A 13,153-nucleotide genomic window follows, 5' to 3' on the forward strand; every position below is an offset into this window, starting at 1 on the left:
CGTGCCCGGTGAGAATCTGTCCCGCGACGAGGCCCGGGAGCGGGCCGCCCTGCTGTCCGTCGACGGGTACGAGGTGTCCCTGGACCTGCGGTCCGCCGTCGGCGACGGGGACGGCGAGCCGCGCACCTTCCGCTCGGTCACCGTCATCCGCTTCCGCTGCAACGAGCCCGGCACGAGCAGTTTCGCCGACCTGATCGCCCCGGCGGTGACCTCCGTCTCCCTCAACGGCAAGGACCTCGACCCCGGCGAGGTCTTCGACGGCTCCCGGATCACCCTGGAGGACCTCGCCGCCGAGAACGAGCTGATCGTCGACGCCCGGTGCGCCTACTCCCGCACCGGCGAGGGCCTGCACCGCTTCGTCGATCCCGAGGACGGCGAGGTCTACCTCTACACCCAGTACGAGCCGGCCGACGCCCGCCGCGTCTTCGCGAACTTCGAGCAGCCGGACCTCAAGGCACCCTTCCGCTTCGAGGTGCGGGCACCCGAGGGCTGGACGGTGTGGAGCAACGGCGAGGGCGAACTCACCGACGGGGTGTGGCGTTTCGCGGAGACGAAGCCGATCTCGACGTACATCACGTGCGTGGTGGCGGGCCCGTACCACTACGTGACGGACTCGTACGAGCGTGTGTTCGAGAACGGGACGCGTCTGGAGATCCCGCTCGGCGCCCTGTGCCGCAAGGGCCTCGCCCCCTACTTCGAGGCCGACGACATCTTCCTGATCACCAAGCAGGGCCTGGACTTCTTCCACGACCACTTCGACTACCCGTACCCCTTCGGGAAGTACGACCAGGCGTTCGTCCCCGAGTACAACCTCGGCGCGATGGAGAACCCGGGGCTGGTGACCTTCCGCGAGGAGTACATCTTCCGCGGGAAGGTGACGCAGGCGTCGTACGAGAGCCGGGCCAACGTCATCCTGCACGAGATGGCGCACATGTGGTTCGGCGACCTGGTCACCATGGAGTGGTGGGACGACCTGTGGCTGAAGGAGTCCTTCGCGGACTTCATGGGCGCGTTCTCCCTGGTCGGCGCCACCCGCTTCAAGAACGGCTGGATCACCTTCGCCAACCGGCGCAAGGCCTGGGCCTACCGCGCCGACCAGCTGCCCTCCACGCACCCCGTCACCGCCGACATCCGCGACCTGCAGGACGCCAAGCTCAACTTCGACGGCATCACGTACGCGAAGGGGGCTTCCGTACTGAAGCAACTGGTCGCGTACGCCGGCCAGGACGCCTTCCTGGAGGGCGCCCGCCGCTACTTCAAGCGCAACGCGTACGGCAACACGCGCCTCGGCGACCTGCTGTCGGTCCTGGAGGAGACCAGCGGCCGGGACATGGCGACCTGGTCGCGCTCCTGGCTCCAGACGGCCGGGGTCAACTCGCTGACCCCGCAGGTGCTGCTGGACGCGGAGGGCCGGGTCGCCGAGCTGGCCGTCCTCCAGGAGGCCCCCGAGTCACACCCCGAGCTGCGCCCGCACCGGGTGGCGGTGGGTCTGTACCGCCGTACGCCTCAGGGCGCGGTGGAACGGTACGCGCGCGTGGAGACGGACGTCGAGGGCGCGCGGACCGTGGTGACGGAGCTGGCGGGTGCCGAGCCACCGGAGCTCGTACTCGTCAACGACGACGACCTCACGTACTGCAAGATCCGCTTCGACGAGACCTCCCTGGTGACGCTGCGTGAGCACCTGGGCGCGGTGACGGACCCGCTGGCCCGCGCCCTGTGCTGGTCGGCGCTGTGGAACATGACCCGGGACGCGCTGCTCCCGGCGCGGGACTTCATCGACCTGGTGCTGCGGTTCGCGGGCCGCGAGTCCGAGATCGGCGTGGTCCAGATGCTGCACGCGTGGGCCAACTCGGCGCTGGTCCACTACGCGGCCCCCGACTGGCGGGCCACGGGTGAACGCCTGCTCACGGCCGGTGCCCTGAGCGAGCTGCGGGCGGCCGCCCCGGGCAGCGAGCACCAGCTGGCGTGGGCACGCTTCTTCGCGGCGGTGGCCTCGGCCGAGGACGACCTGGGGCTGCTGAAGGGCCTGCTGGACGGCACCGCCAGGATCGACGGGCTGGAGGTGGACCAGGAGCTGCGCTGGGCGTTCCTGGAGCCGCTCGCCGCGCACGGCGTCGCGGACGAGTCCGTACTGGCGGCCGAACTGGCCCGCGACGACACGGCCTCCGGCAAGCGCCACCAGGTGCGCTGCCTGGCCGCCCGCCCGTCGGCGGCGGTGAAGGCGCAGGCGTGGGCGCAGGTCGTGGAGTCCGACACGCTGTCGAACGCCCTGGTGGAGGCCACCATCGCGGGCTTCGCCCAGCCCTCGCAGCGGGAGCTGACGGCGCCGTACACGCAGAAGTACTTCGCGGCGATCGAGCGGGTGTGGACGCAGCGGTCCATCCAGATCGGCATGGACGTGGTCCGGGGCCTGTTCCCGTCCTTGCAGGACTCGCCGGAGACGCTGGCGGCGACGGACGCGTGGCTGGAGGCCCACTCGGACGCGGCGCCGGCGCTGCGGAGGCTGGTGCTGGAGGCGCGGGACGATCTGGCGCGGGGGTTGCGGGGGCAGGCGTGTGATGCGGAGGCGGGCGCGTGAATCGGCGGACCCTTGGCCTGAGATCGGGTGACCGGTGACCGTTACGGAATTCAGGCAATAGGAGCCGTAACCCCTGGTCCCCACCCGATCGGACCAGGGGTTTTCCATGCCTACTCGGCATCCGAACACGCGTCCTTTAGCGCTGCCTTGTCCGCATTTGTCGACGAGCGTGTAACAGCGGTTAGAGGACGGATCCGACGCGGGAATCGGGTCGGCATGACGCACAACACCCCGCTCTCCCCCCGCCCCCTGCACCACGTCTCCGAGGTGCACCACCGCGTGATGACCATCGCCCAGCTCCGCTCCCACGGCGTCACGACCGCCGAACTGAACGGACAGTGCCGCCCCGGCGGTCCCTGGCAGCAGCTCCTCCCCGGCGTCACCCTGCTCCACCCCGGCCCGCCGACCAGCGAGGAGCGTCTGCACGCGGCACTGCTGTACGCGGCGCGGGAGTCGGGCCCGGCCGGCGTCCCCACCCAGCCCGGCGCGGACACCCCCCGCCCCCAGGCCTACCCCGAAGTCATGATCACGGGCCTGGCCGCCCTGACCCTGTACGGCTTCGCCTCCACCCCGCCCCTGCTGTCCCTGGAGCGCGTCGACGTCCTGGTCCCCCGCCTGCGCCGCCTGCGCTCCACCGGCTACGTCCACATCATCCGCACGCCCGGCCTGCCGGCCCCCCGCCAGGTGACGGGCCTGCCGGTGGCACCGGTGCCGCGCGCCCTGGCGGACGCGGTGGCCGGACTGTCGGACGCGGGCGTGGTACGCCGGCTGCTGACGGAGGCGGTACGGGCGGGCCACTGCGAACCCGCCGCAGTGGTACGGGAGTTGACTCAGGCGAAGCTGCTCTCCCGTCCGCATGTGGTGAACGCGGTGGACTCGCTGCTGGCGGAGGGGCGGGCCATCGCTGAGGACCGCCTGTACCGGATGGTGCGCGAGTACGGCCTCCCGGACCCGCTCTGGAACGTCGACCTGCGCCTCCCCGGCGGCCCCCACCTCGGCGGCCTGGACGCGTACTGGCCCGAGCAGGCGGTGGCACTGGAACTCGACACGCGGGCCCCCCGGCAGGAGGAGGACGCCGCGTGGTCCGAGTACGCCCGCAAGCGCGAACACCTCGAACGCCTCGGCATCACGGTCGTCCACATCACCCCGAGGAAGCTCCGCGACTCGCTCGAACAGCAGGCGACGGTCGTCCGCACGGCCCTGATGGCCTCAGCGGACCGCGACCCCGCCGCGTACGTCCTCGTAATGCCCCGATAGTGAGGGACCGGAGCGGCATCAGGAGGGGAGAGGAGGGGCCACCGGGATCCACATCCCGGGCGACCCCTCCTCACAGGTGCGCGTGCGACGGTGACCCCCTTGGGGGGAGAACGCCGCCGCCTGTGGGGAAGTGGCCGGGGGGCCGAGGTGGGCCTTTCCTTGCGTGGGCTGCGTTGCGGGCCGGGGCCCGGGGCCGCGGTCGCGCAGCACGTCGGGAGGCTTTGGCGACGATCGGCGAGTGGGGGGTGCGGTACGCGTCCGGCGGGTGGCGGCACGCCGGTGGGCTTGGCGGCGGACGGCCGGTGGATGGACGGGCGGGCGGGCGGCTCAGGGGAAACGGGCGTCACACCAGCCTCCGACGACGCCGGCCCGCCGGAGGCGACCTCCACATCGGCCCGCGGCGCCTCGTGTCGGAGTCGGCTCCGTTGCACCCGCGCACGTGTCACACCGGCGCCACACCCCACCTCACCGGAACGCCCCCGCATTGCGCACCGCCCATTCGGCAAAGGTCCGCGGGGCCCGCCCCAGCACCCGCTCCACGTCCGGCCTGACCTGCCGCTCCTCCGGCGTGGGGTCGCCCAGGACCGCCAGCGTGCCCCGCACCACCGGCAGCGGCATGAAGGCCGCCATCTGCGCCTCCGCCTCCTCCCGCGTCTGCTCCACGAAGCGCACCGGCTCCCCCAGCGCCTCCGCGATCGCCGCCGCCCGCTCGCGCGGGGTCGTGGGCGCGGGGCCGGTCAGGGTGTAGGTCGCCCCGGCGTGGACGGGTCCCTCCGACCGGAGGACCGCCGCGCCGACCGCCGCCACGTCGTCGGGGTCGACGAAGGGCAGACCCACGTCCGCGAAGGGCGCGGCGGCGGTGCGGTGGCGGCGTACGGGCTCGGCCCAGGCGAAGGCGTTGGAGGCCAGGCCGCCGGAGCGCAGGATCGTCCACTGCAGCCCCGATTCCCGTACGGCCGCCTCGAAGCGGGCGGCGTGTGCGTACACCTGCGGGCGGGTGCCGGCGCCCAGGCTGGAGAGGAGGACCAGTCCGCGTACGCCCGCCGCCTTGGCCGCGCCCACGATGCCCTCCGGGTCCTCCCCGGCCACCAGCAGGAACAGGGCCCGCGCGCCTTCCAGTGCGGGGCGCAGGCTCTCCGCCTCGCCCAGGTCGGCGGCGACCGCCCGTACTCCCGGCGGGACGTCCGCCTCGGTGATCCGGCGAGCCACGCCGGTCACCCGCTCCCCCGTCCCCTCTCCCGCCTCCGCCAGCAGCCGTACCAGTGTCCGGCCGACGTTGCCCGTTGCGCCCGTTACGACGATCACGGCAGCTCCCCTGTCAGTTAGTTAGTTGGCTGACTAAGTTCTGGTGCGACGACCGTAGCACAGTCCGGCGCCTATAGTCAGTCGGGTGACTGACTCACAGAGTGCGAGAGTGAACGCGAGAGTGGAAGCCGCCGGGGCAAAGCGGCGGCGGCTGATGGCCGCCGCGGCCGAGGTGGTGCACCGGCAGGGCGTGGAGCGGACCACCATCGCCGACATCGCGCGCGCCGCCGACGTGCCGACGGGGAACGTCTACTACTACTTCAGGACCAAGGACGATCTCGTCGCGGCCGCCCTCGCCGAGCACTCCCGCCGACTCGACGCCATCATCGGGGAGTTGGATCAGGTCCCTGATCCGCGCGAGCGCCTCAAGGCCCTGGTGCGGGGCTGGGTGGAGCAGCGCGACCTCGCCGCCCGCTTCGGCTGCCCCACCGGGACACTGGCCGCGGAACTGGACAAGCGGGACGACGGCGGGCTGGACACGGAGGCCGGGAAGGTCATCCGGCGGCTCCTCGACTGGGTGCAGCGGCAGTTCCGGGAGCTGGGGCTGCCCGACCCGGACGGGCTCGCGCTGACGCTGGTGGGCGCCTACCAGGGCATGTCACTGCTCACCAACGCCCTGCGCGACCCGGAGATCATGGCGAAGGAGGGAGCCCGGCTGACCGACTGGCTGGACTCCCTCCCTCCTCAGGGACAGGGCTGACGGCGGCTCACTTGCCGCAGTACTCCCCCTCGATCACCGCTTCGCTGTCACCGGTCCAGTCCGCGTTGAAGTTGAACGCCAGCGCGTGGCGGCCGTCCGCCGTCGTGGTCGCCGCGGACGTGGAGCCGTGGATGCCGCCATTGTGGCCCCAGACGTGGACGCCGCAGGAGAGGGTCTGGTCCATGAGGCCGAGGCCGTAGCCGGAGTTGGGGATACCGTCGGCCTTCACCGTCGTCTTCATCTCCTTCAGCTGCTCGGGCGGGAGGAGGCTGCCGCGCAGGAGGGCACGGTAGAAGCGGGTCAGGTCGGCGGAGTCGGAGATCATCTCGCCCGCGGAGGAGGCCAGGGAGGGGTTCAGCCTGGTCACGTCGTACGTGGGGCCCGTCGTCGTCTCGGCCAGCTTCCCGTAGGCGCGGCTGCTCGGGCTCGGGAGCGTGACCCTGGTGCCGGGGACCGACGTGGCCGTCAGCTTCAGCGGTTCGATGATGCGGTGGGTGATCTCCTCGGCGTAGGAGCGGCCCGTCACGCTCTGGATCACCATGCCGGCCAGCACGTAGTTGGTGTTGGAGTAGCTCCAGGAGGTGCCCGGCGCGAAGTCCGGCTTGTGGCGCATGGCGACGGCCACCAGCTGCTTCGGGGTGAGGGTGTCGTAGCGGTGCCGGAAGAAGCCGTCCTTCAGGAAGTACGTGCGGCCGAAGTCCTCGTCCGCCGTGTAGTTGTAGATGCCGCTGGTGTGGTTCAGCAGCTGGCGGACGGTGATCTGCCGGCCGTCGTGGCCGTGGCCGTGGACCACGCCCGGCAGCCACTTCTCCACCTTGTCGTCCAGGGACAGGCGGCCCTCCCCCTCCAGCTGGAGAAGGACGGTGGAGACGAAGGTCTTGGTGATGCTGCCGACTCGGTAGCGGTCGTCGGCCGAACGCGGCGTGCCCGCGCGAAGGTTGCCGACCCCGGCCGTGGTGGACCAGGTGCCGTGCGTGTCCTTCGCCGTGGCGGTCACTCCGGGAACGCCGGCCTTGACCGCCGCCTCGACGGCCCGGCGGGTGGCGGAGTGGCCGGCGGCTCCTTCGGCGGGAGCGGCCGCCGTGGCCGGCTCCGCCAGGGTCGCCGCCAGCACCAGGGCCGCCGTCGCTCCCGTCAGTGTCGTACGTACGCGCATGTCTTCCCCCAGCTGAGCTGTGCTGTTGAGCTCGGTCGCCGGGAGGGACACTACGCCGTGCGCGGAGGTTGCCTCGCGGTGGGCCGGTTGGGTGCGTTTCAGCCCTTCTTCAGTACCAGCTCCGTGTTCCGGTCGGCCGCGTTGCCCGCGAGGGCCTTGTTGGCGCCGGGGGCGTTGTAGGAGAGCTCGCGGTAGAGGGCGGCCAGGCCCGTCTGGGAGAGGTCGGTGTAGTCCGTGCGGTGGGGGGCGGCGGACTCGACGAGGGTGGTGAAGACGGAGAGGGTGCCGTCCTTGTTGTCGACCAGCTCGATGACGCGGGCGAGCTGGGGGTGGTCGACGTGGGAGGCGGTGGATATCTCCCAGAAGGAGCGGTTGCCGGAGGCGGAGTGGGGGGTGACGACGTTCTTGTGGATGTGGCCGTTCACCCAGGCGAGGACGCCTGCGTGGCGGGCGAGGACGGACACCACCTCGGCGCCGTTGTGGCGGCGCTCGGAGGGGCGGGCCGGGTCGGGGCGGGTGTTGGTCATCGTCTTGCTGGTGTGGTGGCCGAAGACGACGGCGTAGGAGTCCTTGTTGTCGGTGAGGGTCTTGTCCAGCCACTTCAGCTGGGCGGTGCCGATGGAGCCCTCGTAGTGGCCGCCGGGGTCGGTGGTGTCCAGGCTGATGCCGATGACGTCGTCGGAGACACGGAAGGCGTAGTACTGGGTGCCCGCGTCCACGTTGGCCGAGGAGTAGCCGTGGCCGACCGGGCCGAGGCCCTGGTGGGCGGGGTCCAGGTGGGCCTTGAGGTAGTCGGCCGGGGTGTAGGGGGCGCGCATGTCGTCCGGGGTGACCGAGCGCATGGAGCGTGCGTGGGCCTTGAGGAAGTCGCGGTACTGGACGCCCTTGGGGTCCCTGGCGTTCTTGATGGCGTCCTGGAGCTTCTTGGCCTCGGCGGCGGACACGCTCAGCAGCTTCCTGCCGCCGATGGCCGCTTCGGCGAGGTAGGGGTCGCCGTGCGAGCCGTAGCAGCCCAGCGGCAGGGAGTCGTGGTTGCCGACGGTGGAGTACCAGGGCAGGTTGAGGCCGGGGCTGCGGGCCTCGCGGACGGCGGCGGCCAGGTACCCCTTCAGGTGCGGGAAGCCGAGCGTCTTGTCGTTGTCGCGGAGGGTGGAGTCGGGCTGCCAGTAGAGCTTCAGGCCGCTGTTCTGGGCACCCTCGTAGTGCTTGGGGTCACCGGAATTGGGGGTGATCCGGCCGCCGCTCATCACCTTCATGAACCACTCCAGTTCGGAGTGGGCGTTGTTGTCGGTGTTGTCGCCGGTGGCCATGACGAAGTGGAGCGGGGCGCCGGTGACGGGGGCGCCCCGCAGCGCGTTGACCCGCTCGACGAGCGAGATGGCGCCCTGCACGGTCAGCGCCTCGTGCGGGCGCCAGGCGTGCGGGTCGGTGGAGCGCAGGAACTCCAGCCGCAGCGGGTGCTGGACGTCCATCAGGTGCAGGTCGGTGAACTGCACGAACGCGGCCAGCGCCGTGCGGCGGTCGGCGCGCCCGGACTTGGGCGCGGCCAGGTCGCTTCTCACGACGCGCTTCCAGCCGGGGCCGTCGCCGAGGCGGCGGTAGCCGGAGCTGTCGCGGGGTGCGGCGACGCTCGCGACGGTCGTGCCCCTGGTGTACGGGGCGAGGGCTGCTGCGGGGGCCTTGCGGGAGTGGGCGACCGGCGCCTGAGAGGTCGTCGGTGCGGTGGCGGCCTGGCTGTCGTCCGGGCGCAGGGCGTATCCGACGCCCGCGGAGAGCGAGACCGCTCCGGCGGTGGCCAGGACGGTACGGCGGTTGACCCCCGGAGCGGAGGCGGCGACAGAGCGTATGCGCGGCATGGCGCGATCTCCCCGAGTGCGAACTGCGTCGGCAGTGGTCGCGGGCGGTCGCTGCCGCGAACGTCCCGCTCACTCTGGATCGTTGGCACCGGGGATGACCTGCGCGTGAACGAGACGGCAACGGGCAGCGCCGATCACCGTACGTGGATCACGGCGTACCGGGGTCGGTCATGGAGCGGTCCGCGGGTGGCCGGGGGGCGGTTACTCCTCGTTCATCTGCCGGGGTAGGGGACGGGCTCCGGCCCGTCACTCCGCCCCGTCCGCCCCGCCCGCCACCCGTCCCGCCGCCGGGCGTTCGCGCCACAGGCGCAGGGCGACATCGATCAGGCGCACCCGGGTCAGGCCGGGTACCGCGGACAGGTCCTGCCATGCGGCCAGATCGGTGGAGCCGTCGATCTCGTTGCGGAGTTCACCGCCGGTGACTCGGCCCTCGTAGATGATCCGTACGCCGTGGTGGTCGGTCGGGGCGCGCAGGCCCCGGCGGCGGAATATGCGGCGTGAGGAGTCCACGCCGAGGAGACCGGTCACCTCGATCTGGTAGCCGGTCTCCTCGGTCAGCTCCCGGCGGACGGTGTCGTACGGGTCCTCGCCGTGCTCCATGCCGCCGCCGGGCAGGACCCATTCGGGCGTGCCGTCGGGGGCCGGTGAGCGGGCGAGCAGGATCTGTCCGTCGCGGACACACACGGCGTAGGCCGCCACCCTCAGCTTCTGTCGCATGCGCGGACGTTACCCGCGCCGCTGAAGGGCTGCCCGGGGAACCAGGCGAAGCGTCCCGCCATTACGTCCGCTCGAAGGAAAACTAGCCGGATACCACGTTATTTCGGTACTTGTCCGAGCAGATCACATCGCGGGTTTTCCCCATACATCGATATCGATTCGGTCAACGGTCCCCAAGAGCCTGCCCCTTGGGCAAGGCTGTGCGCTCGTCCGGCTCTGGAGTCTCTACTTACAAGGGATGCCGATGACTCACACCCCCGAGCGCGATCCGATACCCGGCCCGAGACGCCTGGCCCGCATAGCCGTGGCCGTGGGCGTGGTGGCCGCTCTCTCCGCGGCCGGGCCGATACCCCTGGCCCTCGCCGCGGACGCGCCGCCCGCCACGGCCGACCCCGCCGTCAAGCCGGCCCACGACAAGCTCGGCGCCGACGACACCGGCCTCCTGGCCGACGCCAAGGCGGCCGGCGCCAAGAACGTCACGATGATGATCGCGACCGCCCCGGGGCAGACCGAGCAGGTCGCCGGTGAGCTGGACGCGGTCAAGGGCGGCTCGGTGGGCCGAACGTACGACAAGCTCGGGTACGTCCGCGCCACCGTGCCGACCGGCAAGGCGGACTCGGCCATCGCCGCCGCCGAGAAGCTGTCCTCGGTGCACGCCATCGACCTGCGGCAGGAGATCCAGCTCGACGACCCGACGCCGAGCGCGGACACCGCCGAGTCGAGCGCGGCGACCGGGACTTACTCCGGCCCCGGCAGGAACACCCCGGCCGAGAACCCGTACAACCCCTCCTTCGAGACGGGCGCCGTCGACTTCGTGCGGGACCACCCCAAGGCAGACGGCCGGGGCGTCACCATCGGCATCCTCGACTCCGGCGTGGACCTCGGGCACCCGGCGCTGCAGAAGACCACCACCGGCGAGCGGAAGATCGTCGACTGGGTGACGGCGACCGACCCGATCGTCGACAGCGACCAGACCTGGCGTCCGATGGTGACGGCCGTGTCCGGGCCCAGTTTCGGCTATGGCGGCAGGACCTGGACGGCGCCGGCGGGCTCCTACCAGGTGAGCACCTTCAAGGAGTCGTACACCACCGGCGGCGACGCGGCGGGCGACGCCAACCGGGACGGGGACACCACCGACTCCTGGGGCGTGCTGTACGACCCGGCGAACGGCACGGTCCGCGTCGACCTGAACGACAACTACGACTTCAGCGACGACACGCCGATGAAGCCGTACAAGGACGGCTATCAGACCGGCTACTTCGGGACGGACAACCCGGCCACCGACGTCGCCGAGCGGCAGCCGTTCGTCGTGCAGATCCGCAAGGACGTGCCGATGGACCCCTACGGCGGGTCCTGGGTCGGCAAGAAGGCGGACTTCGTCAACATCGGCGTGATCGAGTCCGAGCACGGCACCCATGTCGCCGGCATCACCGCCGCCAACGGCCTGTTCGGCGGCAGGATGAACGGCGCGGCCCCGGGCGCGAAGATCGTCTCCTCCCGCGCCTGCACCTGGACCGGCGGCTGCACCAACGTCGCGCTCACCGAGGGCATGATCGACCTCGTCGCCGACCGGGGCGTCGACATCGTCAACATGTCCATCGGCGGCCTCCCGGCGCTGAACGACGGCAACAACGCCCGCGCCGAGCTGTACACGCGGCTGATCGACACCTACGGCGTGCAGCTGGTGATCTCGGCCGGCAACTCCGGTCCCGGCGCCAACACCATCGGCGACCCGGGCCTCGCCGACAAGGTCATCTCGGTCGGCGCGGGCATCTCCAAGGCGACCTGGGCCGCCAACTACGGCTCGCAGGTGGAGAAGAAGTACGCGCTCCTGCCCTTCTCCTCGCGCGGCCCGCGTGAGGACGGCGGCTTCACGCCGACCCTCGTCGCCCCCGGCGCCGCGATCAACACCACCCAGACCTGGCTGCCCGGCTCCCCGGTCGCCGAGGCGGGCTACTCCCTCCCGGCCGGCTACTCCATGCTCCAGGGCACCTCGATGGCCTCCCCGCAGGCGGCGGGCGCGAGCGCGCTGCTGCTGAGCGCCGCCGAGCAGAAGGGCATCGAGCTGACGCCCGCCACCCTGCGCACGGCGCTGACCTCGACGGCCGACCACATCAAGGGTGTGCAGGCGTACGAGGAGGGCGCGGGCCGGATCAACATCGTGGACGCGTGGGAGTCCATCAGGGACGACGCCACCGCCCACGACTACGCCGTCGAGGCCCCGGTCGACACCGCGATCGACTACGCCCTGAAGACTCCGGGTCACGGCACCGGCCTGTACGACCGCGAGGGCGGCCTGAAGGCCGGGGAGAAGAAGACGTACGACGTCACGATCACCCGTACCTCCGGCCCGGACCGGGCGGTCCGGCACGAGTTGCACTTCGAGAACAACGCCGGTGACACCTTCCGGATCGTCGGCGACGACGTGGTCGGGCTGCCGCTGAACCAGCCGGTGACCGTCAAGGTCCGGGCGGCGCCGAGGTCGGCGGGCATCAAGAGCGCGATCCTCGAACTCGACGACCCGAAGACGGAGGGGATCGACCGGCAGATCCTCACCACCGTCGTGGTGTCGGCCCCGGCCGAGTACACGTTCTCCGCGTCGGGTTCGGTGCAGCGCAACAGCTCGCGGTCGTACTTCGTGACCGTGCCCGAGGGCGCCACGTCGCTGGAGGTCGCGATCGGCGGGCTGAAGGACAAGAGCCAGACGCGGTTCATCGCCGTCCACCCGTACGGCACTCCGGTCGACAACACCTCGACGCCGTACTGCTACAACAACTACCTCGACGGCAACGGCTGCAAGCCCGACGTCCGTTCGTACGCCGGCCCGCAGGCCGGCGTCTGGGAGATCGAGGTCGAGTCGCGCCGCACCTCGCCGCTGCTCGACAACCCGTACAAGCTGGATCTCACCGTCCTCGGCGCGGACTTCGACCCGGCGACCGTGACCGTCCCCGAAGCCGAGGTCGGCACCCCGGCCACCGCCTCCTGGAAGGTGACGAACAAGTACGCCGCGCTGGACGGCAAGCTGGTGGGCGGCCCGCTCGGCTCCTCGAAGACGGCACGGCCCGCCATCAAGGAGGGCGAGACCCAGACCACCACGGTGACGGTTCCCGAGGGCGCCAAGTCGCTGGACGTGGCCATCGGCGACGTCTCCGACACGGCCGCCGACCTGGACCTGACGGTGTACGACGCGAGCGGCAAGCAGGTCGCGCAGTCCGCGGACGGCGACTCGGAGGAGGCGGTCTCCGTCGCCTCGCCCGCCGCGGGTACGTACACCGTCCGGGTCGTGGGCTACTCGGTGCCGTCCGGCTCCACCGACTACGACTACCGGGACGTGTTCTTCTCCTCCGCGCTCGGCACCGTCACGGTCGACGACGCGACGCCGGTGAAGCTCGGCACGGGTGACTCGGCCACGGTGAGCGGCCAGGTCACGGCCGCTGCCGAGGCCCCCGAGGGGCGTGAGTTCTTCGGGCAGGTGCAGCTGGTCAACGCGCGCGGCACGGTCGCGGGCGTGGGCAGCGTGCAGATCGAGAAGGTCACCCCGTAGCGGCCGGTACGGCTGTGGGGGCGGGCGTCCTGGCGGTCGC

The 13,153-nt window shown here is 71.5% G+C and carries 8 protein-coding genes; 4 read left to right on the top strand and 4 right to left on the bottom strand.

Translation table 11 applies throughout. The features are described 5' to 3' along the window. The first annotated feature begins 1 nt into the window (after window position 1). Both pepN and ACIBBH_RS25760 read left to right on the top strand, forming a co-directional pair. Complete coding sequence (gene pepN, locus ACIBBH_RS25755) at window positions 2-2,578, top strand: aminopeptidase N (protein ID WP_399408391.1); 2,577 nt, start codon at window positions 2-4, stop codon at window positions 2,576-2,578. A 216-nt stretch (window positions 2,579-2,794) separates the two neighbouring features. Continuing rightward, window positions 2,795-3,835: a hypothetical protein gene (locus ACIBBH_RS25760; protein WP_399408393.1), complete on the top strand. Its 1,041-nt coding sequence runs from the start codon at window positions 2,795-2,797 to the stop codon at window positions 3,833-3,835. 465 nt (window positions 3,836-4,300) lie between these two features. Here the strand turns inward: ACIBBH_RS25760 and ACIBBH_RS25765 are convergent, their stop codons facing one another. Then, window positions 4,301-5,140 carry an SDR family oxidoreductase gene (locus ACIBBH_RS25765; protein WP_399408395.1) on the bottom strand — a complete coding sequence of 280 codons (840 nt, stop codon included), beginning with the start codon at window positions 5,138-5,140 and terminating at the stop codon, window positions 4,301-4,303. A 154-nt stretch (window positions 5,141-5,294) separates the two neighbouring features. Between ACIBBH_RS25765 and ACIBBH_RS25770 the strand changes: the two genes are divergently transcribed. After that, a complete protein-coding gene (locus ACIBBH_RS25770) occupies window positions 5,295-5,840 on the top strand; it encodes a TetR/AcrR family transcriptional regulator (protein ID WP_399408623.1) in 546 nt (181 codons plus the stop codon). A gap of 7 nt (window positions 5,841-5,847) precedes the next feature. Here ACIBBH_RS25770 and ACIBBH_RS25775 read toward each other — a convergent pair whose 3' ends face one another. The 3 genes from ACIBBH_RS25775 to ACIBBH_RS25785 form a co-directional block, all read right to left on the bottom strand. Next, window positions 5,848-6,996, bottom strand: coding sequence for a serine hydrolase domain-containing protein (locus ACIBBH_RS25775; protein ID WP_399408397.1), 1,149 nt, complete (start codon window positions 6,994-6,996; stop codon window positions 5,848-5,850). A 98-nt stretch (window positions 6,997-7,094) separates the two neighbouring features. Continuing rightward, a complete protein-coding gene (locus ACIBBH_RS25780) occupies window positions 7,095-8,852 on the bottom strand; it encodes a TIGR03767 family metallophosphoesterase (RefSeq protein ID WP_399408399.1) in 1,758 nt (585 codons plus the stop codon). 246 nt (window positions 8,853-9,098) lie between these two features. Next, a complete protein-coding gene (locus ACIBBH_RS25785; protein WP_399408401.1) occupies window positions 9,099-9,569 on the bottom strand; it encodes an NUDIX hydrolase in 471 nt (156 codons plus the stop codon). Between the two features lie 244 nt (window positions 9,570-9,813). Here ACIBBH_RS25785 and ACIBBH_RS25790 point away from each other — a divergent pair, with 244 nt between their 5' ends. Next, window positions 9,814-13,113 carry a S8 family serine peptidase gene (locus ACIBBH_RS25790; protein WP_399408403.1) on the top strand — a complete coding sequence of 1,100 codons (3,300 nt, stop codon included), beginning with the start codon at window positions 9,814-9,816 and terminating at the stop codon, window positions 13,111-13,113. The last annotated feature ends 40 nt before the right edge of the window (window positions 13,114-13,153 follow it).

Source organism: Streptomyces sp. NPDC051636 (assembly GCF_044453765.1).
Lineage (GTDB): Bacteria > Actinomycetota > Actinomycetes > Streptomycetales > Streptomycetaceae > Streptomyces.

Excerpts from the sequence above, each read along its gene's own strand:
- ACIBBH_RS25760 (WP_399408393.1), top strand. The coding sequence starts at position 2,795 with ATGACGCACAACACCCCGCTCTCCCCCCGCCCCCTGCACCACGTCTCC.
- ACIBBH_RS25770 (WP_399408623.1), top strand. The coding sequence starts at position 5,295 with ATGGCCGCCGCGGCCGAGGTGGTGCACCGGCAGGGCGTGGAGCGGACC.
- ACIBBH_RS25775 (WP_399408397.1), bottom strand. The coding sequence starts at position 6,996 with ATGCGCGTACGTACGACACTGACGGGAGCGACGGCGGCCCTGGTGCTG.
- ACIBBH_RS25780 (WP_399408399.1), bottom strand. The coding sequence starts at position 8,852 with ATGCCGCGCATACGCTCTGTCGCCGCCTCCGCTCCGGGGGTCAACCGC.
- ACIBBH_RS25785 (WP_399408401.1), bottom strand. The coding sequence starts at position 9,569 with ATGCGACAGAAGCTGAGGGTGGCGGCCTACGCCGTGTGTGTCCGCGAC.
- ACIBBH_RS25790 (WP_399408403.1), top strand. The coding sequence starts at position 9,814 with ATGACTCACACCCCCGAGCGCGATCCGATACCCGGCCCGAGACGCCTG.